The 25,593-nt window shown below is 69.4% G+C and carries 19 protein-coding genes, 3 tRNA genes and 1 pseudogene; 14 read left to right on the plus strand and 9 right to left on the minus strand.

Translation table 11 applies throughout. The features are described from left to right. Window positions 1-91 precede the first annotated feature (91 nt). Window positions 92-1,735, plus strand: coding sequence for a hypothetical protein (locus AFER_RS09975; RefSeq protein ID WP_015799309.1), 1,644 nt, complete (start codon window positions 92-94; stop codon window positions 1,733-1,735). 115 nt (window positions 1,736-1,850) lie between these two features. Here AFER_RS09975 and AFER_RS09980 read toward each other — a convergent pair whose 3' ends face one another. Genes AFER_RS09980 through AFER_RS10000 form a run of 5 tightly spaced genes read right to left on the minus strand, consistent with a single transcriptional unit; the run spans window position 1,851 to window position 6,153 of the window. Next, entirely contained in the window at window positions 1,851-2,351 is a 501-nt protein-coding gene (locus AFER_RS09980; protein ID WP_015799310.1) for a hypothetical protein, read from the minus strand. 54 nt (window positions 2,352-2,405) lie between these two features. Further along, the gene (locus AFER_RS09985; RefSeq protein WP_015799311.1) at window positions 2,406-3,464 is read right to left on the minus strand and encodes a substrate-binding domain-containing protein; all 1,059 of its coding nucleotides are present in this window, start codon (window positions 3,462-3,464) and stop codon (window positions 2,406-2,408) included. Continuing rightward, a complete protein-coding gene (locus AFER_RS09990; RefSeq protein ID WP_015799312.1) occupies window positions 3,461-4,399 on the minus strand; it encodes an ATP-binding cassette domain-containing protein in 939 nt (312 codons plus the stop codon). The genes AFER_RS09985 and AFER_RS09990 overlap by 4 nt, the downstream gene beginning before the upstream one ends. Next, entirely contained in the window at window positions 4,386-5,204 is an 819-nt protein-coding gene (locus tag AFER_RS09995) for an ABC transporter permease subunit (protein WP_015799313.1), read from the minus strand. The genes AFER_RS09990 and AFER_RS09995 overlap by 14 nt, the downstream gene beginning before the upstream one ends. Then, a complete protein-coding gene (locus AFER_RS10000) occupies window positions 5,167-6,153 on the minus strand; it encodes an extracellular solute-binding protein (RefSeq protein WP_041661833.1) in 987 nt (328 codons plus the stop codon). Before AFER_RS10000 ends, AFER_RS09995 begins: the two co-directional genes overlap by 38 nt. Before the next feature lie 87 nt (window positions 6,154-6,240). Between AFER_RS10000 and AFER_RS10005 the strand changes: the two genes are divergently transcribed. Continuing rightward, window positions 6,241-7,419, plus strand: coding sequence for an aminotransferase class I/II-fold pyridoxal phosphate-dependent enzyme (locus AFER_RS10005; RefSeq protein ID WP_041661834.1), 1,179 nt, complete (start codon window positions 6,241-6,243; stop codon window positions 7,417-7,419). A 54-nt stretch (window positions 7,420-7,473) separates the two neighbouring features. Here the strand turns inward: AFER_RS10005 and AFER_RS10010 are convergent, their stop codons facing one another. Next, complete coding sequence (locus AFER_RS10010; RefSeq protein WP_015799316.1) at window positions 7,474-8,073, minus strand: class I SAM-dependent methyltransferase; 600 nt, start codon at window positions 8,071-8,073, stop codon at window positions 7,474-7,476. An 85-nt stretch (window positions 8,074-8,158) separates the two neighbouring features. Between AFER_RS10010 and AFER_RS11335 the strand changes: the two genes are divergently transcribed. Both AFER_RS11335 and AFER_RS10020 read left to right on the plus strand, forming a co-directional pair. Beyond that, entirely contained in the window at window positions 8,159-9,268 is a 1,110-nt protein-coding gene (locus AFER_RS11335; RefSeq protein WP_171788997.1) for a metallophosphoesterase family protein, read from the plus strand. Beyond that, window positions 9,265-12,105 (plus strand): AAA family ATPase, encoded by a 2,841-nt coding sequence (locus AFER_RS10020; protein WP_015799318.1) that lies wholly within the window; start codon window positions 9,265-9,267, stop codon window positions 12,103-12,105. Before AFER_RS11335 ends, AFER_RS10020 begins: the two co-directional genes overlap by 4 nt. Before the next feature lie 586 nt (window positions 12,106-12,691). Here the strand turns inward: AFER_RS10020 and AFER_RS10025 are convergent. Beyond that, window positions 12,692-13,948, minus strand: coding sequence for an NAD-dependent epimerase/dehydratase family protein (locus AFER_RS10025; protein ID WP_015799319.1), 1,257 nt, complete (start codon window positions 13,946-13,948; stop codon window positions 12,692-12,694). A gap of 1,209 nt (window positions 13,949-15,157) precedes the next feature. On the opposite strand from AFER_RS10025, the pseudogene AFER_RS13030 reads away from it, so the two are divergent. The 9 genes and pseudogenes from AFER_RS13030 to AFER_RS10075 all read left to right on the plus strand — a co-directional run. Continuing rightward, window positions 15,158-15,307, plus strand: a pseudogene (locus AFER_RS13030) (CysS/YqeB C-terminal domain-containing protein); the annotation flags it as partial. 15 nt (window positions 15,308-15,322) lie between these two features. Beyond that, window positions 15,323-15,398: transfer RNA gene (locus AFER_RS10035), tRNA-Glu, on the plus strand. Between the two features lie 714 nt (window positions 15,399-16,112). Then, window positions 16,113-16,982 carry a hypothetical protein gene (locus tag AFER_RS10045; RefSeq protein ID WP_015799321.1) on the plus strand — a complete coding sequence of 290 codons (870 nt, stop codon included), beginning with the start codon at window positions 16,113-16,115 and terminating at the stop codon, window positions 16,980-16,982. A gap of 36 nt (window positions 16,983-17,018) precedes the next feature. Then, window positions 17,019-17,093: transfer RNA gene (locus AFER_RS10050), tRNA-Asp, on the plus strand. Between the two features lie 25 nt (window positions 17,094-17,118). After that, window positions 17,119-17,194 (plus strand) — tRNA-Phe (locus AFER_RS10055). Window positions 17,195-17,421: 227 nt separating this feature from the next. After that, window positions 17,422-18,858 carry an amidophosphoribosyltransferase gene (purF, locus tag AFER_RS10060; RefSeq protein WP_015799322.1) on the plus strand — a complete coding sequence of 479 codons (1,437 nt, stop codon included), beginning with the start codon at window positions 17,422-17,424 and terminating at the stop codon, window positions 18,856-18,858. A gap of 54 nt (window positions 18,859-18,912) precedes the next feature. Further along, window positions 18,913-19,974 carry a phosphoribosylformylglycinamidine cyclo-ligase gene (purM, locus tag AFER_RS10065; RefSeq protein WP_041661837.1) on the plus strand — a complete coding sequence of 354 codons (1,062 nt, stop codon included), beginning with the start codon at window positions 18,913-18,915 and terminating at the stop codon, window positions 19,972-19,974. Beyond that, window positions 19,950-20,510, plus strand: a complete 561-nt coding sequence (locus AFER_RS10070) for an orotate phosphoribosyltransferase (RefSeq protein ID WP_015799324.1) — start codon at window positions 19,950-19,952, stop codon at window positions 20,508-20,510. Before purM ends, AFER_RS10070 begins: the two co-directional genes overlap by 25 nt. Window positions 20,511-20,555: 45 nt before the next feature. Continuing rightward, window positions 20,556-21,476 carry a LolA-like protein gene (locus AFER_RS10075; RefSeq protein WP_015799325.1) on the plus strand — a complete coding sequence of 307 codons (921 nt, stop codon included), beginning with the start codon at window positions 20,556-20,558 and terminating at the stop codon, window positions 21,474-21,476. A gap of 274 nt (window positions 21,477-21,750) precedes the next feature. Here the strand turns inward: AFER_RS10075 and AFER_RS10080 are convergent, their stop codons facing one another. Both AFER_RS10080 and AFER_RS10085 read right to left on the minus strand, forming a co-directional pair. Then, window positions 21,751-22,758 (minus strand): PilZ domain-containing protein, encoded by a 1,008-nt coding sequence (locus tag AFER_RS10080; RefSeq protein WP_015799326.1) that lies wholly within the window; start codon window positions 22,756-22,758, stop codon window positions 21,751-21,753. Window positions 22,759-22,763: 5 nt separating this feature from the next. After that, window positions 22,764-24,176 (minus strand): NAD-dependent malic enzyme, encoded by a 1,413-nt coding sequence (locus AFER_RS10085; protein WP_015799327.1) that lies wholly within the window; start codon window positions 24,174-24,176, stop codon window positions 22,764-22,766. A 44-nt stretch (window positions 24,177-24,220) separates the two neighbouring features. Here AFER_RS10085 and AFER_RS10090 point away from each other — a divergent pair, with 44 nt between their 5' ends. Next, the gene (locus tag AFER_RS10090) at window positions 24,221-25,531 is read left to right on the plus strand and encodes a hypothetical protein (RefSeq protein WP_015799328.1); all 1,311 of its coding nucleotides are present in this window, start codon (window positions 24,221-24,223) and stop codon (window positions 25,529-25,531) included. The last annotated feature ends 62 nt before the right edge of the window (window positions 25,532-25,593 follow it).

Here is a 25,593-nt window from a genome sequence, read left to right on the forward strand (position 1 = left end):
CGCAACGAGCAACCTCCGCCAGCAAGCCCGCTCGAAACCTCGTGTCCAACGGGACGTCACCAGCTGGCTGATGGACCTCTAAGGTACCTGTGTGCCCGGCGGATTCGTCGCTGCCCTCGGTCTCGCTGCGCTCGCCGCGAGCGCACCCACCTGGATCGGCTCGATCCCAGTGGGTCGTGGCGCGGCACTGCCACCAGAAGGCATCCCGTCACCGGTCCAGCCGCTCGGAGGCATGCTCGCCCATGCTCCCGCGTGCCGGTGGCGCATCGCCGCCGGAGAGCAAGGCGCCACGACAGCCCTCAATGCGCTGATCGCACGCGTCGAGAACCGACTGACCCGGCCTGCAGCACTCTGTGTGTCAGGGACGTTCCGCCAGCCGATCGTCGTCGAGGGCAAGTGGCGTCCGGCTGCGCTCTGGATCGAACCTGCGCCCGGCACCACAGCACTGGTGGCGCCGGGCCGTCTTCGCGCCGCCGACGTTGCCCACGGCGTTCCCGACGGCACGGTAGCGGCGGTCTCGATCGTCGGCTCGACGGGCGTCGTGGTGCGAGGGCTCGTGATCGACCACGTCACCGCCGCGAGCGGCGTGACGCCAGCCGGCATCGCGGTGGAGGTCGCAGGACCCAAGGAGGGGGTCCGAGTCTCCGGCTGCCTCGAGCGGGGGAGCCGACGATGCGGCGACGTTGCGCTCGTCGACGACACCGTCTCGGGAGTCCGTGCACCCGGTGACGTCTGGCCCCCGACGCTGGCCGCGTGTGGCTCCGGATCCGTCGATGCCTACGGCATCGAAGTCTTCGACGCGGCGACGACACCGCGGGCCGCCCTGACCAACGTGGTCCTCGCCGGCGATCGCGTCGCCGACGCGCGCCTCGGACAGAGCGAGGCCATCGCGATCTCCGGTGACGTCGCCGACGCACTCGTCGAGCACACGAGCGTCCTCGGCGTCGACAACATCGGCATCGACGTCGAGGGCTACTACGGCACGACGGCCCACCCCAACGACGTCGCGCTCGTCGACGACACCGTCGCAGCGGTCGACTCGTGGACGAACGCGGGCTACGGCGTTCGCGCTCATGGCCGATGCCTCCCCACGCCACCGGCGGCGGCCGGGATCTACGACGACGGTGCGACCTCGCTCGTGATCGCCCACGACCGCGTACTCGACACCAACCAAGGCGTCAGCCTCGACACGGAGACGAAGGATCACGCGACCAGCAGGATCGTCGTTGCCGACACGACGGTGGTGGACGCTCCGTCGCTCGCGCTGCCCGCCGGAACGACATCCGCAGCTGAAGGGGCCGACGTGGCCGGGTCCATCAGCGACGCCGGTCGGGCCTTCGATGCCTTCTACGTGGACGCCTTCGGACCGCGGACCTCGATCGAGGACGTCGTCGCCAGCCACGACACGTTCGTCAATCTCAGCACGTTCTGGATGCGTCGCCTCACGAGCCAGGCCGCGGTCATCGTCCTTGGGGGTCGCTATCGGTCGATCGAGCTTCGATCGCTTCGCGCACGATCAGGAACTGGCCCGGCGGCACCCATACCGCTCCAGTTCGATCGCCTGCCGATCGAGTGGTCGGGGATGCGGCTCTGCGACCTCGCGTTCACGGGTGGTCCTGCCGGTACCACGGTGGAGACGCCGACGACCGCGGCGACGTCGATCGCCGGAGCCTTCAAGGGGCTCCCTGTCCCCATCCGATCCGCGATAACGTGCGGCGGCCAAGCGCGCCCGTGACGTGGCGCTCGAGGCGCGCGTCAAGGCACCGAGTGCCTCAACGAGCAGGTGCGACGACCCTGAGCACCGGCCCTCCGTCGCACGCGTCGCACACGCCAAGGCCGCGGCCCAGCGGCTAGTGAATCAGCGCGACGATGTCCTGCACGACTAGGTACGTCACGAGCGCGATCACGGCGAGGTAGATCGCCGTCATCGACCAGCGCCAACGGTGACGCGCGACGTGGAAGCGCCGAATCCCCCGAACGTCGAAGATCAACGCCAGCACCCCGACCGGGATCCCGATCTCGGGGCCGAACCCCGCCACCGCGCCGAGGCCCAGTGCGGGCAGCACGAAGGGGATGATGACGTAGCTCAACGTGCAACGGAGCCCAGACAGGATCATCGCGACCGAAAAGAGACGCTCAGCGGCCTCCTCGCGGTCCGATGTCGACGTCGGCTCCGGGATCCGCAGCAGCCGGCGCACCACTCGGTCCGCGCGACTGTCGCTCCGCGCCCCGACCGGACACGCCGTGGCCCGAAGCGCCGCGTGATCAACCGGGCACGCACGCTGCTCGGCCGACGAGAGAGCCCCCCGAGCCGAGGCGGTGTCGATCGCCGGCTCTCGAGCAGTATCCATGCTCCCAGTGTACGCGAGCCGCGCACGTCACCAGAAACCGGCCTCGTCGGGCTCTCAGGGATCGACCACCGAACCGAGGTCGTCGATGCCCCGATAGCCCGGCAGCGCTGCGAGTTCGCGATGCAGTTCGTCGCTCGCAAGGGCGGCATCGAGCGCTCGACGCACCTCCTCATCGCTCGGTGCCACCTCGCGGCTCACGGCGAGGAAGAAGCGCTCGTCTGCGAGCGGCGCAAAGTAGAGTCCGAACTCCCGCGCCGCGGGCTCGAGGACGACGCCCGTGGTCGCGACTCCGGTCGCGACCGCTTCGGCCACCATGAGGTGAGAATCGACCTCGGTGTCCCAACCAGGGACGCGCTCGGGCACGATGCCCTCGGATGCAAGCCAGTCAGCGAGGAGGGCGCGCGCCTCAGAACCAGGCTGGCGGTTCGCGAGCCGTCCCTGCACGAGTTCGAGGGGACGAGTCGCGTCTCGAGCGCGCGACACCAGCCCCTCGCGCCAGGCCGCAAACGATCGCACCTCGATACCGGGCGGCAGGGGCGGCAAGGAGACCCGACCCGATGGATCGGTCGCCACGTGGAAGCCCGCTGCGTGCACGAGACCGTCCGCGAGCGCTCGCAGCGCGGCTTCGGAGGGCGCCGGCCACCAGACGAGCTCGACCGGCCGAGGGCGGTGCGCGAGAGGACCTGCGAGCAGCAACAGCGCCGGATCGCACCCCGCAACCACGACCGCAGGCGCAGGGCGCCTCGTCACCGTGGCCCGACGAGGGCCGAGCAGCCGAGCTCCAGCGGGATGAAATCCCGGCACGATGCCGTGCTCACCCCCGCGCGGAACCCCGACGAGTCGATCGGCGACCCGCGCGACCTCGATCCGCTCTCCGACCGCGGCTGGGCCGACGAGCTCGATCGCCTCCTCGCGCCCAGCACCGCTCGTGTCGAAGAGTTCCTCCACGCTCACGCCGAAGAAGCGTGCGAGCGCCATCGCCACCGGGAGCGACGGTTCGAAGGCTCCTGACTCGATTCCCGCGACCGCCTGGCGGGAGATGCCGAGTGCGTCGGCCACCTGCTGCTGCGAAAGCCCCCGCACGCGACGCAGCCGCCGTGCGATCTCGCTCACGTCCGGACCTTCTGATCGAAGACCACCGCGTCCGTAAGTGCCACCCATCCCTGCCCGAGCGGCCGGTCCCATGACGTCTCGGCGCGCAGCGACCCCACGCCGTCGACCGAAACGAGCTGCTCGAGGCGTCCTCCCACCACCCGCGCAGGCTCGAGGACCCGCGCTGGGGCCCCGATCGGACCATCAGGACCGTCGGCGAGGTGCAGTGCTGACGGCCAGGCCCACGCCTCGCCCCACCGACCCACGAACGGCCCCACCATACCGAGTAAGCGCGCGACACGAGCGCTCGCAGGCTGTCGCTGCACCTGGGAGGCGGGCCCGATCTGGAGCTGCGCCCCGTCGTCGAGCACCAGCAGCGTGTCGGCAACGCGCGCGATGCTCGCGAGGTCGTGATCGACGACGACGACCGCACAACGCGTCGCACTGTCGCGGATCGCCTCGGCAACGTCGTCGACGAGCTCGTGGTCGAGACCGGCCATGGGCTCGTCGAAGACCAGCACGCTCGGACGCGCGGCGAGCGCACGCGCGATGGCGACCCGACGAGCCTGCCCACCGGAGAGGGTGCCGACCGAGCGATCTCGAAGGGTGGCGAGGCCAAAGTATCGGAGCAACTCCTCGACGTCCTCAGCCGACGCACGACGAGAGAAGGCCACGTTCCCGACCACGTCGAGGTGTCGAAACAGCGCGGTGCGCTGGGGGACGAGGCCGACCCCACGCCGCTCGAGCGCGACGCGCACACCCGGACTCGACACGATCGTCTCGCCGACACGAATCCACCCTTCGGCAAGACCGACGAGCCCGGCGATCGCGTCGAGGAGGGTCGTCTTCCCCGCGCCCGAGGGTCCGACCACCCCGAGCACCGACCCCTGAGGGACCTCGAAACGACAGCGCAGCGTGAACGAGCCCCGTCGGACAGTGCAGTCAGCGGCGAGCATGTCGCCCTCGAGCGTACGCGAGGAGCGGGAACGGCAACGCCACGACGAGCAGGACCACGGCGTAGGGCAACGCGGTGGGGAGCCCAGTCTCGTTGAGTGTGGTCCAGATCTGCATGGGCAGGCCGTAGGGGTGATACGCCACGATGATGACCGCCCCGAACGCACCGATGGCTCGCGCCCAGGCGATCGAGAGGGCAGTCGCGAGCTCGCCCGCGACCTCGGGCACCATCGCGCGCCAGAAGGCGCGCCACGGCGAATCGCCGAGGAGCCGGGCTTGCACGACGACGTCGTGGTCGGCGGCCGCGAACGCTGCAGCTGCAGCAAGCACGAAGTACGGGGCAGCCTCGTAGACCTCGGCGATGACGAGCGCAGTGAACGTGTTCGTGGCATCGAGCCCCACTCGCGCGAGCAGCCCCCCGATCGGGGTCAGCGGACCCACCATGAACACGAGGAGCAGGCCGATGACGAGCGGCGGCATCAAGAGCACGACCAGCAAACTCGCCTCGAGGATACGAGCGACGGCGCCACCGCGCTCGGCGATGACGAGCGCGACCGGCGTGCCCACCGCCACGACGATGACGAGCGCGACCGCAGAGGCCAAAAGTGACGTCCCAGCCGGACCGAGGGCGTCCGGTGCACTGAGGGCGACCACCAGCGCGTGCGGGCCCAGGTGCCACAGCAGCGTCAGGAGTGGCCCGAGCAGCACCACCCATGCGACGAGCCCCCCGGCGACCGCCAGGGCGCTCTGGGCGATCCGAAGCGGCTCTCTAGCCGTCGGCGCGCGCGACAGCGGTGCGAACGACATGCGGAACACCGGTCCCCGTCACGGTGGGCCGCAGCAGGGTGTAGCCACCCGCCGCGAGCGCCTCCCTCCCAGCACCATCGATCACGTAGTCGACGAAGGCCATCGCCGCGCCCTGGTCGTGGCGCCCGAGAGTCGTCACCGCGAGCGTGAGCGCGTGACCGTGGACGACACTGCCATCGGGAAGGGTGAGCGAGGCCGTCGCGTACGTTGCCGCGTCCGCCGGATCACCGAAGTCGATGGCGGCAGGGAGCGCAATGTAGGGCAGGTGGAGCTGGATCGCCTGGGAGCGGAAGGCGCTCGCTGCATCGAGCTGACCGCTCTCGAGCCGAGCCTCGAGCGACGTCTCCGAATACACCTGCGACGGGTTCTCGAGGCTACCGAGCACGGCGCTCGTCGTGGAAGCCGGAAGGTGGTACCGGACGGTGGCGAGTTCGACCATCTCGTAGAACGCTTGTCCCTGGGGGTCGGTGGCCGGGTTCGTCCGTCCGAGCAGGAAGCCAGGCGTTCGCAGCAGACTGAACAGCTCAGTGAAGGGAGCTCGGCCCGCTGCGATCGCAGCCAGACGAGGAGCAAACGACGTGTGGGGGTTGTACGCGAGGACGATCGGACTGGAGGCCACCGTCACGTACCAACGAGTGAAGCGCGGCTCGAGTTCGGCGATGGGCGCCCCGCCGATCGACTCGAACACGTTCGGGCTGATCTCGCCGGCGATGATGTCATGGGCAAGACCGAAGGATCCTCCGCCGCGTCCTTCGTAGACGTCACCGGTCGCTCGGGCGAAGTCTGGCCCAATGACGTGCTCGTTGAGGTACTCGAGCGAGCCGGCGTAGGCAACGCTCGCGGTTTCGTGCGTGTGCGAGGCACTCGCGTGCTGCGTCGAGCCACAGGCCCCGAGGGCGACGGCGGCGAGCGCCATCACAGTGGCCTGGGCGGTTCGCGTCGTTCGCATGCCATCAAAGCTAGCACAACGCCAGTCTTACTGGCAACGCGCGTCACGCCCGCGCCGTCCGCGACGCTCGGCGCGTAGACTCCCGCCGTGCACCCCGCAAGCGAGCGACGACGCATGATGGGCGAGACCATCTTCGCGACCATGTCGCGCCTCGCTACCGAGCACAACGCCATCAACCTCGGGCAGGGCTTCCCCGATACGCCCGGCCCCGCACTCGCGATCGAGGCCGGCGTACGGAGCCTCCGCGCGGGCCACAACCAGTACGCACCAGCCGGAGGCGTGCCAGAGCTCCGCACGCGGGTGGCCTCGATCTGGAGCCAGCGGCTCGGGCGACCGATCGACCCGCTGCGCGACGTCACGATCACGGTGGGCGCGACCGAAGCGATCGCTGCCGCCTGCCTCGCCTGGCTCGAGCCAGGCGATGAGGCCATCGTGCTGGAGCCTGCCTACGACGCCTACCTCTGGGCCGTACGCATGGCGGGAGCTACGCCGGTCGGGGTCGATCTCGGGTCCACGATGCGCCTCGACGCGGAGCGGCTCGAACAGGCCATCACGCCGAGGACCCGCATGCTCATCGTCAACTCGCCGCACAACCCGAGCGGTATGGTCGTCTCCGACGAGGAACTCGCGGCGATCAGCGCCGTTGCGACCCGACACGACCTGCGCGTCCTCTCCGACGAGGTCTATGAGTTCCTGGTCTACGAAGGCAGCCACCGCTCGATCGCGACCTTCGACGCGATGGCCGATCGCACCGTCGTCGTCTCCTCGGCAGCAAAGACCTTCGGCCTGACGGGGTGGAAGGTCGGGTGGGCGATCGGGCCTGCCGACCTGGTGAGCGAGGTGCGATCGCAGGCGCAGTATCTGACCTATGCCGGCGCCACCCCACTGCAGCACGCCGTGGCGGACGCGCTCGGCAATCTCGATCTCATCGTCCCCCTGGTGCGCGATCCACTCGCCCGGCAACGCGACGTGCTCGTCGACGGCCTCGCCAAGCTCGGCTTCACGCCACTCGCGACCCAAGCGGGCTACTTCGTGCTCACCGACCTCGGCCCCGTCGAGGCCGAGACCGCCACCGAAGCCGCCCTCATCCTCGCCGAGCGTGCCGGCATCGTCACCATTCCCATCGAGCCCTTCTACGTCGAGCCGGAGCGAGCGCCACTCGTGCTCCGCTGGAGCTTCGCACGCCAGGCGACGACGCTGCGTGACGCACTGGCCCAGTTGCGTCGAGCCGCCGACCGGGGTCTGCTCGCACCCAAGACGCGCTAAGGGAGCACGCGACGCCCGATCGAGCGCGAGGCTCGGCCCTCGTGGTCGAGCCGGCTAGCGCTCGGCGTCGCGTCGGACCACGGCGACCAGCGACGGGGCGACGTGGCCATGATCGGCACGGTCTCGAACGACCTCGAGCAGTTCGATCGACCGCTCCGGAAACTGCGAGCGGATCTCGTCCTCGCTGAGGAGCCGATCCGGATCCGGAGGACCAGCGATGCCGACCCCGTCGACGTGGTGGCCGATGATGACGAGCCGCCCTCCGGGGCTGGCGAGGCCGAAGGCGAGCGCGTGCAGTCGGCGTCGCTCCTCGGCAGGCGGATGGATGTTCGCGAGCAGCACGAGGTCGAACTGGAGGCCGAGCTGGGCAAACTCCTCGATGGTGGCGTGTTGGATCGTGACAGCCAGACCTTGCTCCTCGGCAGCGCGGGCAAGGCGCTCGAGCGCGACGTCAGCCACGTCCACCGCGGTCGTCTCGATCCCACGAGACGCGAGCCACAGCGCGTTGCGCCCTTCGCCTGCGCCGAGATCCACTGCCGATCGAGGCTGCACTCGTTCGACGATGCCCACGATCGCAGGATCCGGCTCGCCGATCCAGAGTCGATCATTCTCTCGGTAGCGAGCGTTCCAGACCTGCCGCATCGCTTCGTCCACGGCGCCTCCTTCGTCCGAGCCCCGGGTCGAGGCTACCGCTCCCTCGCTCCGAGCACGTGTCGCCCCCATGACCTACCATGAGCCCGTGCTCATCATCCACACCTCCGACTGGCAGATCGGCATGCCAGCTCGGACCATGACCGAGGAGGCTCGCCACCGCTTCCGCCACGATCGTGTCGACGCCGCCGAGCGTCTCCTCGCCGAGGCGAGCTCGCGTGGCGCGTGTTGCGTCATCGTGGCGGGCGACCTCTTCGACGACAACACGCTGTCGGAGGACCAGATCCAACGCACGCTCGGCGTGATCGCGCGCCAGCAGCTCCCTATCGTTGCCCTCCCTGGGAACCATGACGCCCTCGAGCCGCACGCCATCCTCGCCCGCGACGATCTCCCCGACCAGCTGATCGTGCTCGACTCTTGGGAGCCGCGCACCGTCGTTCCAGGACTCGAGGTGGTCGGCGCCCCGTGGCGCTCGCGCATCCCGGGGCGCAACCCCGCCTGGGACACGGTCCGCGCCCTCGAGTCCTACGGTCCGCCACCCGCCGGGACGGTTCGGGTCCTCGTCGCGCACGGTCAGTGGGAGCGCTACGACAGCGTGACCACCCATTCGACGCTCCCCGCCGATGAGATCGTGGCCGCCCTCGACACGGGGCTCATCCACTACGTCGCCCTCGGCGATCATCACTCCTACCAGATCTTCGTCGGTGGACGCGTCGCCTTCAGCGGAACCCATGAGGTCACCGCCGCAGATGAGCGCGACCCAGGCTGGGCACTTGCGGTGACCCTGGAGCCGTCGCACCCGCCAGCGATCGAGCGAATCCGCGTGGGGAGATGGCGCATCCTCACGCTCGCGGAGACGGTCACCAGCGCCGACGACGTCGCGGCGATCGCCGGTCGGCTTCGCACGCTGGAGGATCCGGCACGCTGCGTCGTCCGCCTCCACCTCGACGGCACGCTCCCTCTCGCGGCCCGTCTCACCCTGGAGCAGAACCTCGAGGCAGCCGCTGCCGCCCTGGCCGGCTTCGAGCTCGACGTCGAGCGGGTCGCGAGCCTGTCGGATGCCAGCATCCCGGCCGACTTTCACCTTCGAGGGGCCGCCGCCACGGCCTTCGAACGCCTCCTCGACGACCCCGACCCCGTCTCACAGGCAGCGCTGCGGCTGCTCGCGCGACTCGCCCTCGAGGGGAACGAACGATGATGCGTCTCGTCCGCCTCCGTATCGGCGAGGCCCGCCACCTCCGGGGCCTCGAGCTCACGTTGCGAAGTCCGGGGCTCACCATCATCCACGGCCCCAACGAGGCGGGGAAGTCGACCATCGTCGCGTGCCTGCGGCTGCTGCTCGCGACCCCCTCCACGTCACGTCACCGCGAGGTGCAAGCGCTGGCCGGCCCGTCTGGCGGGGTCGAGGTTGGTGCCGTCTTTGCGCTCGACGACACCACGGTCGAGCTCACGAAGCGCTGGCTCACCCGACCTCTCACACAGCTCGTCATCGCCGGCGCAGGACAGCTCGATGGACGAGAAGCCGAGACGCGCTTCGCCGAATTGCTGACGACTGCGGGACTTGGCGAGGGTGCTGGCGATCCGCTCGTGAGCACCCTCATCGACAACGGAGCGGGAACTACGCACCTCGCCGCGAGCAGGATCGTGGCCGAAGCCCTGGAGCGACGAAGTGGCGAGGAGGCCTTGGTCGATCCCGGGCTGCTTGCCCGGGCTCGCACCGAGCTTGCCCGCTACGAGACGCCCGGACGCTCCCAGCCAACCGGGGACCTCCGCCAAGCCCGCGACGAACTCGACCGCACCGAGGCCGCCTACCTGGTTGCCACCGCAGACGTCAACGCCGTGGCTGAGGCGCGCCGGGACCTCGAGACGATCGCCGAGCAGCTGGCGACACTCCCCGACGACGAGGCTCGCCTCAAGGCCGAACAGGACGAACGTCTCCGACGCCGCGCGGAGCTCGAGGGCCTCGACGTCGAGGTCGAGCGATCGTCGCGCCGAGTCGCCGACCTCTCCGATGCGATCGCGCGAGAGCTCGAGGCCCTCGAACGTCAGCGTGAACTCGCGAGCGCGCTCGCACGCTCGCGAGAACGCATCGAACAGCTCGATCGCGACCTCGAGGAGCGGCGCGAGCAGCTCACGCGGGTGCAGGCGCAACTCGGTGCTTCGCACGACGGCCTCGACCAAGCTCGACGTGAGCTCGGTGAGCTCCGCGAGACCCAGGCGCGCGCCAGGGAGCGCGAAGCGCTGGCCAGCGTCGCTGCAGGCGCCGAACGTCTGAGCGCCCAGGTTGCGAGAGCAGTGGAGCTCCGCAATCGCGTCGCCGCCCTCGAGATCGCTCCACCGCGCAGGCTCGATGACGCACTGGTGGCGAGCCTCCAGGAGGCCGAGGCCAGGCTCTTGGCCACGCGAACCGTCTTCGAGACCGTCGGACCCAGCCTCACCATCAGGAGCGAGCGGTCGGTCGAGGTCGTCGTGAACGGGGACCTCCAACGGCTCGAGCCGGCCCACGCGATGGTGCGACCGATCGACGAGCGTATCATCGTGTCGCTCGGGGACGTCACCATGGAGATCTCGCCCGGCTCGGCGGTCAGCGAACTCGAGGAGCTCGCCGCCGAACGCACCCGACTCCTCGCAAGTCTCGGTGTCGCGAGCCTCGACGAGGCGCGCGCCCTCCTCGAGAAGGCTGCCCAGTACGACCACGAACTGGACCAGCTGCGACGCGAGCTCGCGAACCTCGCTCCCGACGGCATCGAGCCCCTCGACGACGAGGCGACTCGCGCCCGTGCTGCAGCCTCGAGACTCGACGACGCCCCCGAGCTCGCACCCAGCGACGAGCTCGAGCGACGAGTCAGGGCCCTGAGCGATCACGTCGAGGCGCTCGAGGCCGCTGCGGAGGAGGCACAAGTCGCCGAACGCCGGTACCACGAGGACCTCGAACAGCTCGTCGGCGCACGCGAGCGTGAGGCCCTGCAACTCGAACAAGCAGAGCGCGACCTTGCCGCAGAGCCAGCCGAGAGCGATCGCGTCGCGCGCATCGAGGACCTCGAGCGCGAACTCGAGACGGAGCGCCATCGGCACCGCGAACTCACCGACGCCATCGAGACCCGGAACCATCTCGACGAGGAGCTGGAAGTCCTCGCCACCGAGCTTGGGGGCCTCTCGAACCGAAGAGCCGAGCTCACCACCCAACGACGCCTCCTCGAGGAGCGCCTCGAGCGCGCCACAGGACTCGCCGACCGCGTCGTCAACCTCGAGGAGCGCCTCGAAGGGCTTCGTCGACGAGTCGCCGTGCTCGAGGGCCAGCGCGCGGCCGCACGACGGCTTGTCGAGGTCTTGGAGGAAGAACAGCGGCGTGCGCGGGAGCGAACCGAAGCTCCGTATCGACAGCTCGTGGAACGCATCCTCACCGCCACGCTCGGCGAGCGCGTGGAGGTGATCCTCGACGAACACCTCGGCGTCGAGAGTCTGCGACGGCCGACGAGCTCGCGGACGGCGCTTGCGACGACGCCGATCGCCGCGCTGTCGGCAGGAACCCGCGAGCAAGTGGAGCTCGCCTGTCGGTTCGCAGCGACCCAGCTCACTGGCGCCGTGCCCATCGTGCTCGACGACGCGCTCGGCTACTCGGATACCACGAGGACGCGCATGCTCGTCGCACAGCTCACCGCACTCGCGACCGACGCCCAAGCCATCGTCCTCACGGCCCACCCCGAACGCTACCTCGGTGCGAGCGATGCGGAACGCATCGATCTCGCGCGTAGCACCGAGTCCTCTTCGGACACCGCGCGTGGCACGTCGCCACCTCCGACCGGAGCGGCCTCAGAGGCGTCGCTCGAGGACGCGGTGCGCTCAGTTCTCGGCGACGCCGGTGGACCGCTCAACCGGAACGACATCGCATCCCGGCTGGATGCAGACCCAGATGCCGTCGCACGGGCCATCCGGACGCTCCGCGATGCCGGTGTGATCGAGCAGATCGGACAACGGCGAGGGGCCCGTTACCGCTTGTGCGAGCGTGATCGGACAGACCCGCACGCCACCTGATCCTCGCAACGTGGAGCCGCGCCGGAGCGCGAACACGCCAATGGCCCTGATCGCATCGGCGGAGCTGCAACCTCGCCCACGGTGGCTGAAGCGCTCCAGCGACCCAGCGCGAGGTGAGCGCGCTTGGCATGCCAATGCTGAAGCCGGCGAGGATCTCTCCATGAGCGAGGCACGACGACCGCTCCTCTCCGGATGACATGAAGAGAACGGTGCCCATCCCGCCTCGCGCGAGCGCCGTCGCCAAGGGCCGCTGCCCGTCGCTGCGGTGGCGCCAGCGAGCCGAACGCGAACAGCATGAGTGCACGGGAGAGCCCAAAGGGAGCCGATCATCAGCCCGGACACGCTTCTCCTGCGAGCCACCAGCCTGCTGGTCCGCGCCATGCAACCTCGGCGACACAGCCCGCAAGCCGTCGGCCAACAGCGCCACGCCCACGCTCGGGCGAATGACGAAGCAGTGCACGGCAACGACTCGAGGACAGGCTCCGCACGGGCACTCACGACTCCAGATCTACTGGGTCGCCACCAGCGAGCTTGGTTGAGGGCTGCGGGGCGGGGGGCTCCTCGTGTCCTCACGACCCGCCTGCCCCTACGACTCGAGCGCCTCCCGAATGGTGTTCGTGGCCTCGCGTGCTCGGTTCTCGGCCGCCACGGTGAGGTCCGCGTGGCGATACCAGACCTCGTTCGCACCCTCGCGCCAGGTCACCGTCGGGGTCTCGAGGAGCTCGGGGTCGACGTTGGCGGCGTTCGCCTGGACGAAGTCCACGAGGGAGTCGATGAGGGTGTCGGCGAGGTAGTGGGGTTGCAGACCGAGGTCGAGCAGGGCCGAGTGACGGGCGTTGTAGTAGTGCTCTTCCTTCTCGATGCGTGGGTTGTCGAGGTGGACGATGGTGGGCTCGAGGCCTCGGCGTCCCAGGACGCCTGCCACGGTCTCGGCGAGCTCGTTCAGGGTGAACTGCTCGGTGAACTGGTTGAAGACACGGAACTCACCAGGGGCGGCCGGGTGCTCGAGGGCCAGGGTGATGCAGGCCATGGTGTCGCGGATGTCGAGGTAGCCACGGGTCTGGCCGCCACGGCCGTAGACGGTGATGGGGTAGCCGAGGGACCCTTGGATCACGAAGCGGTTGAGGGCGGTGCCCCAGACCGAGTCGTAGTCGAAGCGGGTCGCAAGGCGCGGGTCGAGCACCGTCTCGTCGGTGGCGACGCCGTAGACGACGCCCTGGTTCAAGTCGGTGGCGCGGAAGTTCCACACCCGCGTCGTGAAGTGGATGTTGTAGGAGTCGGCCACCTTGGAGAGGTGGTAGAAGCTGTGCGGCAGCTTCGGGTAGGGCAAGGTGTCGCTGCGGCCGTTGTGGGTGATGGTGAGGTAACCCTCTTCGATGTCGATGTTCGGGGTTCCGTACTCACCCATGGAACCGAGCTTGACGAGGTGGATCTCGGGGTTGACCTCGCGCATGGCAAAGAGGATGTTGAGGTTGCCCACGATGTTGTTGACCTGAGTGCGCACCGCGTGGTCGCGCGAGATCATCGAGTAGGGGGCGCTGCGCTGCTCGCCGAAGTGCACGAGGGCCTCTGGGTCGTGGGCGCGCATGGTCTCGAGGACGAAGTCGTAGTCGCAGATGTCGCCTTCGGCGATGCGGATGGGGGCACCCTTGCCGAGGGCGTTCCAGGTCTCGACGCGCTCGGTGAACGAGGCGATCTCGTTCAGGGGACGGGTACCGCCTTCTGCGTCCCAACGGCGACGGGCACCGTTGTCGATGGCGAGCACGTCGTGACCTTGGGCCGCGAGGTGCAGCGCCATCGGCCACCCGATGTAGCCGTCCGCGCCGTAGACGATGATGCGCATGGTGGTGGTCCTCCCTTGAGCGATCGTCATTCGTTCGTGTCCAAGGCCCGAACGAATGCGGAACATCAGTTTACGAAGCCAACGAGGCCGAGGCGCCGCGTAGATGTGAGCGGTTGATCAGGGCCGCTTCCTCGTGCGACCGAGTCGCACGAGGAAGCGTGTGAGTGTCGACGGTGTTGGTACGCCATCATGACTTCTCTCCCACATGGTGCACTTGCGCTTCTTGGATCCGGCGAGCTCGCTCCGTCGATGGTCGCGGTCCATCGCCAGCTCCTCGCCGAGCTCGACCCACCACGGCCGGTCTTCCTCGATGCAACCTTCGGCTTCCAGGAGAACGCCGACGAACTCGTCGCCAAGGCCCAGGAGTACTTCGACGTAAGCCTGCATCTCCCACTCGAGGTCGCGAGCGCGCGTCGTGCGAGCGCGCTGAGCGCACTCGAACGCGGGCGGTTCCTCGAGACCCTCGCCTGGGGCAACTACCTCTTCGCCGGACCTGGCAGTCCGAGCTACGGCTTGGCTCAGCTTCGCACCGCGGGTGCAGGACCCGTGCTGCGTGAGCGGCTTGTCGACGGTGCCACCGTCGTGCTGGCATCGGCGGCCGCACTCACCGCAGGTCGCTACACAATCCCCGTCTACGAGATCTACAAGGTCGGCGAGGATCCTCGATGGCTCGACGGTCTCGACCTCCTCGATGCCTTCGGCGTGACGGCAGCGGTCGTCCCTCACTACGACAACAAGGAGGGGGCGACCCACGACACGCGGTTCTGCTACATCGGCGAACGTCGCCTTCGTCTGCTCGAGGACCAGCTCCCCCCGGGCGTCGGCATCCTCGGCATCGACGAGCACACCGCTGTCGTCCTCGATGGCTCTGGCAAAGTGCGGGTGCTCGGGAAGGGACGCCTCGTGCTTCGCGTGCGCGGCAACGAGCATGCGATCGCGGCCCCGGCAACGCTGGCGCTCGACGAACTGCGCGACCGGCTCGGCGCCACAGATCACCCACGGCCAGGTGACACCGCCTCGGCATCGGCGGCTGGCGACCTTGCGGCACTCGACGAGGCCATCGACCGAGGCGAGATCACCGACGCCCTTGGCCAGATCGCAGCACTCGTCGGCGTCGACGACGACCGCGTCGTCACCGGGCTCGCCCGGCTCGCCCGACGCCTCACCGACGGGCTCGTCGACCGCGAAGCGGCCATCGCCCCGGTTGTCGAAGCGATCATCGCACGACGCGAAGCGGCGCGAGCTGCGCGCGACTTCGCGCTCGGCGACCACCTCCGCGACGCACTGGCCGCCGGAGGTGTCATCGTGGAGGACACGCCAGAGGGTACTCGGTGGCGGCTCGCAGAGGTCGTACACTGATATAGCGACAGGCGTGCCCCCATCGTCTAGCGGCCAAGGACGCCGCCCTTTCAAGGCGGTAGCACGGGTTCGAATCCCGTTGGGGGTGCCAGTTCGCGTTCCGAGCCGAGACGAGGGGTGACGCAGGCGATCGAGCGAGCCGACAATGCGGTGCAACAGCAGCACGTCCCACGTAGGTCGAATCGATAGGTTCCATCGAGGCGATGGTGGCACGAGTCCACACGGCTCCGCCGACCTCACCGCAGCCGCATACGACAGGCCCAACGTCGATCGGAGCAGCAGCCAGCACAAACAGCTTCGGCCTGCCGTCATGCGCACCTCGCCGCCACCCTGTCGCAGCGAGACCCAGTCGATATCGATCCAACGTCGTGTGCATGGCCACCGTGCATTGCGCTCGGTCACGGCTTGCAGGGCCAACCTCGAAGAGCCCCCGCGAGCGAGCAGATCGACGGCTCGATCAGTCACACGAGCTGGAGCGAGGAATCGGCGGGCTCGCACCACGATCGCAGGCCGCGGTGCACCTGCCACGCCGAGAGCCGCAGATCACAACCCGATCGCCTTGGAACAGACCACGCGGCGCCGACCACGCGCGTGCGCCCTCGCCGCCCGCGATGGAGCGTGCCTCGGCGAACGAGCGCTACAGTGACCGCGGCACGGCATCGTGCGCGCCGAGTTCCGTCGCAGAGGACTGGGCGCCCATGAGTGCGAATCGCACGATGAACGAGGTAGTCGTGACGGGATCCCTGACGAACGACACGCGCAGTGATGATGCTGTGTTCACCCCACGTCCGTGTGAACACGCACGATGATCGATCTCCACCTCCACTCCACCGCCTCCGATGGCTCGAACGACCCTGCGGAACTCGCCGGGATCGTCGCCGGTGCCGAGATCGTCGCCCTCACCGATCACGACACCGTCGAGGGCATCGCCGCGTTTCGCGAGGCGCTCTCTGGCACGAGCGCCTTCATCGTCGGGGCGGAGCTCTCCCTCGCGACGACCACGGGCTCGTTGCACCTGCTGTGCTACGGGACTGGACTCCTCGGGCCCGCTGGCACGTCGCTCCTCGGCACGCTCGCCGACGATCGCACCCGTCGCAACGAGCAGCTCCTCGCACGTGCCGCAGCGAACGGACTCGACGTTCCTCTCGAAGCGGTGCTGGCTGCTGCGGGAGCGACCCGGCTCGACGAGAAGAGCGTCGGGCGCCCGCACGTCGCAGCGGTACTCGTCGAACGCGGCTACGCCCGCGACATCCCTGATGCGTTCGATCGCTACCTCGCCAAGGGTCGCCCTCTGTACGTGCCGAAGGCACGCCTTCGCTTCGCCGACGTGATCGAGCCGCTCGCTGCGATCGGTGTGGCGACGGTCGTCGCCCACCCGCTCAGCCTCGAGCTCGCGCCCGATGCACTCGAGGACCACCTGCGCACGCTCCGTGACCTGGGTCTCGTCGGGCTCGAGGCGCACTACGCCGCCTACGCGCCCTCGACCCGCACCGCCTTGGCCGAGCTCGCCGACCGCCTCCACCTCGTCGCGACCGGCGGCTCGGACGCCCATGGACGCTTCAAGGCCGGCCTGTCCCCGCTGGTGGGCTACGGCGACCTCGATGTCCCGGTCGTAAGTGGCGAGGCACTCATCGACGCCATCGCGCGCCTCGGCGGCCATGCCGACCTATACTGATGACGCCCAGGGCCCGAGGGCCCTTCGCCCCACCGGGGACCTGTGGTGCAGCTCGGAGTGCACGCCGGCCTGTCAAGCCGGAGGTCGCGGGTTCAAATCCCGTCAGGTCCGCTGAGCACGTCTCGCACGTGCATCGGGTCGGATAGCTCAGTTGGTAGAGCGCACGCCTGAAAAGCGTGAGGTCACCGGATCGAAACCGGTTCCGACCACCATCGTCAGAGCGTGCGACGACCCCTTCGTCGCTGCCTCGATCTCCCGCTCGACGAGTGAGCGCTCGAGCGAAACGTGCGGTCTCGCGGCCCCAGCAACGCTCGCTCACCGCCAAGCTCGCTCACTGCCAACGTGTCAGGTCGCGGACACGACGGCCACCAGGTCGCCCGCTTCGATCGTGCACGATCCCCGACACCTCCGCGCGCGCAGGCTAGGCTCGGGGTCTGCGATGGATGACCACCCCACCCACGGCTCCGAGCAAGGCTCCGAAGCCGACCACCCAGAGGAAGCCTGTGGCGTCTTCGGTGTGCTCGTCGCGTCCGAGGACGAGCAAGCCTCGTTCGCCGTATTCGACGGCCTCTATGCGCTGCAGCACCGTGGACAAGAGTCAGCAGGCATCGCCGCCGTCGACGACGGTCGTATCACGGTCGTGAAGGACCTCGGGCTCGTGGCGTCGGTCTTCGACGAGGCGACCCTGCGTGCGCTGCGCGGTCGGCTCGCGATCGGGCATACGCGCTACGCCACGGCTGGCGACCGAGGATGGGAGAACGCCCAGCCGCTCCTCCACGACCACGCCGGCGCCCAGATCGCCGTCGCCCACAACGGCAACCTCACCGACCCGCCTCAGACGCCAGCCCCCAACGGCCGGATCCCTTCGGACACCGAACGGATCGCCGCGGCCGTCGCCGAGGCCCTCGGATCGGCGACGACGCCAGCGGCCGTTGCGGAAGCCGTCGCGCATGCCCTCGCGCCCCTTCATGGGGCCTTCTCGCTCGTCATGACCGACGGCCAGCACCTCATCGCCGCTCGCGATCGCCACGGCTTTCGCCCCCTGTGCGTCGGCCGCTTCCCCGATGGCGGTTGGGTGGTGGCCTCCGAGACGCCCGCACTCGACGTCGTGGGCGCAAGCTTCGAGCGCGAGGTGGACCCCGGTGAGGTCCTCGTCATCGGCGACGACGCCCAGGCGAGCTCCTCGCTCCCCGGACCCCACTTCCAGCATCTGTGTGTCTTCGAATTCGTCTACTTCGCGCGTCCCGATGCCAAGCTGCTGGGCCGAGAGGTGCACGGTACGCGCCGTCGGATGGGCGAGCATCTCGCGCGCGTCGCACCCGTCGAGGCCGACATGGTGATGGGCGTGCCCGACTCTGGCATCCCTGCCGCCGAGGGCTACGCCCTCGCCTCCGGTATCCCCTATGGCCAGGGACTCGTGAAGAATCGCTACATCGGGCGCACCTTCATCAACCCCGGGGCTGCGCAGCGCCGACAGGCGATCCGACGGAAGCTGAACGCCCTCGAGGACAACGTCCGAGGCAAGCGCCTCGTCGTGGTCGACGACTCCATCGTGCGCGGTGCGACGACACGTCAGCTCGTCGCCCTGCTGCGCCAGGCGGGGGCGGCCGAAGTCCACCTGCGCATCTCGTCGCCTCCGTACCGCTGGCCCTGCTACTACGGGATCGACACGCCGAGTCGCCCCGAGCTCATCGCCTCCCGCCTGTCCGTCGACGAGATCGCCCAAGAACTCGGGGCGGACTCGCTCGCCTATCTCCCGCTTGCGCACCTGCGAGACGCCGTTGGCGTGACCCATGGCTGCTGCGATGCCTGCTTGACCGGGGCATACCCCGAGACGGTCAGCGAAGCGGCAGCCGCGGGTGCGGGCTCGCGGTGAGCCGAGCCGCCGTCATCGCTCCAGCGCCCACCTGACACCTCGAACCTGCGCCACGTGGCCACTAGCCTCGGCGCCGAGGAGGCCACTGTGGAGTACCGCGAGGCGGGAGTCGACATCGAGGCGGCGGATAGCGCGGTTGCGCGCATCGCTCAGATCGTCGCCCGGACGTTTACGGAACGGGTCGCGAGCCCGATCGGGGGCTTCGGCGCGCTCTACGAGATCGGCGGCCTCGGTGGTGCACGTCCGACCCTCGTCGCGACGACCGACGGCGTCGGGACGAAGACCGAGGTCGCCCGGGCCGGCGCCCGCTACGAAGGACTGGGGCGCGACCTCGTCGCCATGTGTGTCGACGATCTCGTGGTCACCGGAGCAACCCCGCTCTTCTTCCTCGACTACCTCGCCCTCGGTCGCGTCGAGCCCTCGCTGGTGGCATTGCTCGTCGATGCCATGGCAGCGGCACTCGGCGAGGTCGGGGCGTCGCTCATCGGCGGTGAGATCGCCGAGCACCCCGGCGTGCTCGAGCCGGGTCAGGTCGATCTCGCTGGCTTCTGCGTCGGCATCGTCGATGGCGACGCGACGCTCGGATCCGAGCGCGTTCGCGCTGGCGACCGCGTCCTCGGCCTCCGCTCGCCGAACCTCCGCTCGAACGGCTTCTCGCTCGTGCGTCGCGTCTACGCAGACGTCCTCGAGGCGGTGGCACGCGGTGAGACCGGACCGCTCCTCGCCGACGGCCGACCCCTCTACGACGCCCTCATCGAGCCATCGGTGCTCTATGCCCCCCTGGTTCTCGAGTTCGCCCGCGCCGGCTTGCTGCACGCCGCCGCGCACGTGACAGGCGGCGGCCTCGCCGGCAACCTCGTACGGGTGCTGCCTACGGGCCTCGGCGTCGAGGTCAAGCCCTGGGCCTGGCCCGAGATCTTCCGTCGGCTCGCCGACGACGGCGACGTCTCCCTCGAGGCGATGCGGGCCACCTTCAACCTCGGGATCGGCATGGTGCTGATCGCGCCACCCGATGCGGCGAGCGCGCTCCGCGAGCGAGTACCTGACGCCGTGGACCTCGGCGTCGTCGAAGCGAGTGACGAAGGAGTGACATGGTCGACCACCGTGCCGTCCTGATCGATGCCCTCGAGACCTACGGGATCCTCCGAGGTAGCTTCACGCTCAAGTCCGGTGCCACCTCGACCTGGTTCATCGACACCAAGCGTGCGATCTGTCGACCGATGGCACTCGCTGCGACCGCGGAACTCGCACTCGAGGCACTCGATCCCACCGTCACCGCCATCGGCGGCCTCACCATGGGTGCCGACCCGGTTGCCTTCGCGACCGCGACGCTCGCGCAGCTCCGGGGCCGCGCGCTGAAGGCCTTCAGCGTGCGCAAGGAGCCCAAAGCCTACGGCCAGGGAGGGGCCATTGCGGGAGCGCTGGACCCCGACGACGTCGTCTGTGTCGTCGAGGACACGCCGACGCGCGGCGTCTCGCTGCTCGCGGCGATCGACGCGGTTCGCGAGGTCGGGGCCACCGTGTCCCAAGCCCTCGCGGTCGTCGATCGCGGAGGCACCGCCGCCGACGTCATCGCCCCGACTCCCTTCGTCGCGCTGGTCCGCGCCCCGGACCTCGGCCTGCCCTACGAAGGCAGCGACAGAGCGTCTTGACATCTGGCGGCATTGAGCCTAGAGTCCGCTTGGGAGGTGGGTGTCGTGCGAGTGAGAGCGTCGTCACGGGGAACATGGGCTGCGCGGATCGGTGTCGTCGGCGCCCTCGCCGTCGCCGCAGCGGCCTGCGGCTCCTCGGGCGGGGCAAGCTCGTCGTCGTCGTCGAGCACCCCGACCGCTTCGTTGCCACCGTCGCAGCTGCTCTCGGACGCCTCCGCCAAACTCGTCTCGATGACCTCCTTCCGCTTCACCGGATCGGGGAACGTGGCGACCCCGGCCTCGGCGAGTGCCCCAAGCGCGGGATCGACGACCGTGACCCCAGCCGGCTACGCGACCTTCACCCTGTCGGGGGCGGCCTCGATCCCTGAGCACCTCTTCGAGGTGACGACGAGCGTCCACGGCCTTCGCATCACCGAGATCGCCACCCAGTCGGATCTCTACCTGCACTATCCGACCGTCGCGACACCGAACGCGACCGCAACGACCTGGCTCGAAATTCCGTCGTCGGTGCTGCCTATCCCCACGAACAGCTCGGCCTTCGCGAGCAAGGTTGCAGCAGCGCTCCGAGCCGCCGTCAAGCCACAGCCCGACGGCACCGCGACGGTCGACGGTCAAACGTGCACGCTGGTGAAGGCCACCATCAGCGGGTCGGCGATGTCGCAGCTCCTCTCCGCGGCCGATCCGAGCCTGGCAAGTCAAGCGGCGTCGACGCTCGACACCGTCAGTGCCGTCATCACGGCGGCCATCAACAGCGCACACGAGCTCGTCCAGGTGCACGAGGCCGTCTCGACCAGTGCTGGCGTCCAGGTGAACCTGACCATCACCTATGAAGACCAGAACCAGCCGGTATCGATCACCATCCCACCGTCGAACGAGGTCGAACTGATCACGAGCGCGGGCGAGCTGTCGGGTGTCCTCGGGGGCTCGGCATCGACATCGGCGAACCAAGGGGCGTCACAGGGCTAGCTCTACGAGCTCCTCGCAGGCGGGTACGTGCCGTGCGTCCGCACGAGTATCGGTAGCGGAGCGTTGCTCCTGGGCTGATGGCTCGAGAGACCTCCAGAGAGCGCGAGGAGACCGCCCGGCCCCATGCCAGCCGGCATCACCGAAGCATCCCCTATCGCCACGTCCCGCACGCTCTGTCGTCCCTGGCGTCGACGCTGCGAGCTGGCAGAGGCATCCTGTCCCACCATCCGCGCCAGCTCGTGATGTCGGCCTACCAGGGGACGAGCACCGGTGATCAATCGCTCGTGCGGTCGCCGCCTGCGCTCGCGCCGCCAACGGCGTCGTGCGTGATCGGACGGTACCACGATGGCCAAGCCTCCTGGGGTCCCTCGAGTCGCGTCGTGGCTTCGGGGACCGCGACGCGCCAGTGGTCCGCCGCGGCGTGGACAATGGCACGGCTCAGCTCGCCTGCGACGCTCGCCGGCAGCGCCTGCACCATCCAGGCGACATCCCACCACGCACCGAGTCGCAACCACGGACCGACGGCCTCGCACCAACGGTCGAGCGCCGCGACGTCGTCGGGAGAGCCGAGCGCAAAGGTCACAGGCTCTGCCTGCCTCTGCTCCACGGCCACCTCGACCACACGACCACGACGCCGAACACTGAGCCGAGGGTGCAGGAGTTGCGCGCTCGCATCGAGACCGTCGTCGAGGCGTGCCGATGGCCCAAGGGCCGCGCGGTCGCTCACTTGGCGCGCGAAGACCCAGCGCGCCACCGCGGCTTCGTCGCCAGGGGAGAGGTGGACGAAGCGCAGGCGCCACACCTCATCCCCCACACCGACGACCTCCGCCACCGCCCGCACGAGCCGGCCGCTGACGTCGAACGACACGGCCCGCACCGTCCCCGGCGCATCACGCACCCCATCAGGTGCTTCGATCGCGACGCCCCCGACCGACACATCGACGGTGACCATCGGGACGCCGAGCGTGAATCCGTGGAGGTAGTACGTACCGCGACTACGAAGGACGGCCCGCGGCCCCTCGCGCAGGTTCCAGGGGCGCGCGGCCTCCACCCGACCACGAAGGCGCCCGTGCTCGGCGCGCACGAGCGAGGCGCCGAGCCACGCTCGCGCGGCGACGCACCGGGCAGAGATCGCCATGACGCTCGCGGGGTCGCACCCGTCCGCCCCGTCGAACTCGACCGTCGGTCCCGCGAGCGCCGCGACCGTGACCTCGATCCCGACCGGCTCGAGGCGGACGACCTTGCCGGGCCAGCAGACGAGGTTCGCGGGGAGCAGCGCCATGGTCCTCAGTCGTCGATCGCGTGGCGCACGACGCCCTCACGGATGGCCTCGCGCATGACCGCTTCGGCAACCGCAGGCGCGACGCTCCGGTTGAACACCGATGGGATGATGGTGCTCGGAGAGAGCTCGTCGTCGGTGACCTGTGCGGCGATCGCCTCCGCGGCAACGAGCTTCATGCCCTCGGTGATCACCATGGCGTGCGCGTCCAGTGCGCCGCGGAAGATGCCCGGGAAGCAGAGCACGTTGTTGATCTGATTCGGGTAATCGCTCCGGCCCGTCGCAACGACGGCCGCGATGCCTTCGAGCGACTCCGGGCTCACCTCTGGATCTGGGTTCGCGAGCGCGAAGACGATCGGATTCGTGCCCATGGTGCGCACGTCTTCGGCGGTGATGACGCCCGGTCCCGACACGCCGATGAACACGTCGGCGCCCGCGAGCGCCTCGCCCACCGACCCCATGCGACGCTCTGGGTTCGTGTGCTCGGCCAACCACGCCTTCTCGCCGGTGAACTCCTCGCGCCCGCTGAAGATGGCACCTCGACGATCGGCGACGATGATGCGTCCGACACCGGCGTGGTCGAGAATCTTGGCCGTCGCGACCCCCGCTGCGCCAGCGCCAGCGATGACGACGGTGAGCTCCTCGAGCTTCTTGTCGACGACCCGACAGGCGTTGCGAAGCGCCGCGAGCACCACCACAGCGGTGCCGTGCTGGTCGTCGTGGAAGACCGGAATGTCGAGCCGCGAGGTGAGCGCAGCCTCGACCTCGAAGCAACGCGGCGCCGCGATGTCCTCGAGGTTGATCCCTCCGAAGGCAGGCTCGAGCGCCGCGATCGCCTCGATCAGCGCCTCGGTGGTGGGAGCCGTGATCGGGACCGGGAACGCATCGATCCCCGCGAACTCCTTGAACAGCTGCGCCTTGCCCTCCATCACCGGGAGCGACGCGTGCGGCCCGATCGCCCCGAGACCGAGCACCGCGGTCCCGTCGGTGACGACGGCGACGCTGTTCGACTTGATCGTGTAGCGATGCACCAGACTGGGGCGCTGGGCGATGGCGAGCGACACCCGCGCGACCCCGGGCGTGTAGGCCATGGAGAGGTCGTCGCGGTTCTGGATCGGGGTCTTGCCGCGAACCTCGATCTTGCCGCCGGCGTGCAGACGGAACACGCGATCGACCAGCGAGCGCACGTGCACGCCCGGGACGCCCTCGGCAGCTTCTCGGATGCGCTCGGCGTGCTCCGGATCGCCCGAGAGCACCGTGATGTCACGGACGATGGTCGCAGCATCCACCTCGACCAAGTCGACGCCGAGAATGTTCCCGCCTGCCTCCCCGATCGCGGTGGTCAAGCGGCCGAGGGTTCCTGGCTGGTTGGTGAGCTCGACGCGTAGCGTCACCGAATGGGAGACATTGGGTGTTGCCATGGCGATAGGCTAGCTTGCCCCTCGTCGGCTAGGTTGGCCACGCCATGGCGAACCCCCTGCGCACCCTCGATGAGCGAACCCGCGAGGTCGCCGAGCGAGCACTCACCTCGTGGATCGCGACCACCCCTCGCTCCGGCTCGCTGGCGGCCCTCGGCCTTGGCGTCGGGCTCGCTGCGCTGGGTGGCCTCGCGACCAGTGATCGAGCGATCGCCATCGGTCATGCGGCGGCCTCGGGCGCACACGGCGCGTCGGTGTGGGAGACCTCGACGCTCGCCGCGCTCGCCCTCGCCAGCGCTGAGGTGCCGGTCGTCTGCTGGCTCGATGGGACCATCGACGACCAGGAGTTCGCCGTCGCACGAGAGCTGGTTCGTCACCGAGCTCGCGCGATCGCCCTCACCGACTCGCCAGCGCGCGCGGCGCTGGTCCGTGCCGCCGGGTGGCACCGCGACGAGCTCCGCGGCGACGACCTCGTCGCAGGTATCTCGCTGGGTCGAGACCTCGCCCGGCGTGAAGGACCGGCCGCGGTGATCGTGCACACGCCCGAGCACACGGTCGAGGCACCGGAGGAACTCCTGCGTCGCCGAGCGCGCCGCGCGCTCCGAGATGCCCAACCGCTCGAGGTCGTCGCCTTCAAACCACCCATCACGGCCGAGACGGCGCTCGAGGCGGTCGACGACCGAGGTCCCGACGCCCCCGTGCGGGCATTTCTCGGCGGCGCGGGGATCGTTCGCATCACCCGCACGGGGCTCGCCCGCGACCTCGAGGTGCGCCTCCGGGCCCCGGTCATCGGGGTCCCCGATCCCGAGGGGCTCGCGCGAGAGGTCGCCAGCGCCGGTGCGCGTGCGGTGATCCTCGACGTCGATGGCGACACGCTGATCGCCGCCTCCCCTGCGCCAACGCTGGAACTCGCTCCGATCCGCACGGAGGACGTGGCACTCGCCCTCGGTGCGCTGGTGGCAGGTGCGGGCTTGCGCGTCGTCGTATCGACCGTCGGGCGGGTCGCAGGAGTAGGCGAGCGCGTCGTGCACCATCTCGCTGCCGACCCGAGCTTCGTCATGGTCACCTGGGCAGCAGGCGCCCTCGCAACTGCCCAGGCGCGTGCACTGGTCGCAGGCGAGCGACGCACCCCCAGCGTCGTCGAGCTCGTCCAGACCGATCCCATCCCAGCCGTGCTCGACGAGCTCCTCGCTCCGGCCGAGCGCATCGTCGTCGTGGGGCCCGCGGCCTCGGGCGTGGGGCAGCGGCTCGCCGGCTGGCTCTTTGCCCGCGACCTCCATCGCCGCACCCAGTGGTACGAACCAACCGTACCCGCGAGCGTGCTCGGCTTCGCCGCGCGCACCCTCGCGAGCTCCTGAGCAGCCCTGTCTCAAGCCGCCGTCACGGCGGCCGATGACCTGGTGATCGCTGATCACCGAGG

Origin of the sequence: Acidimicrobium ferrooxidans DSM 10331 (genome assembly GCF_000023265.1) — a bacterium.
Taxonomy (GTDB): Bacteria; Actinomycetota; Acidimicrobiia; order Acidimicrobiales; family Acidimicrobiaceae; genus Acidimicrobium; species Acidimicrobium ferrooxidans.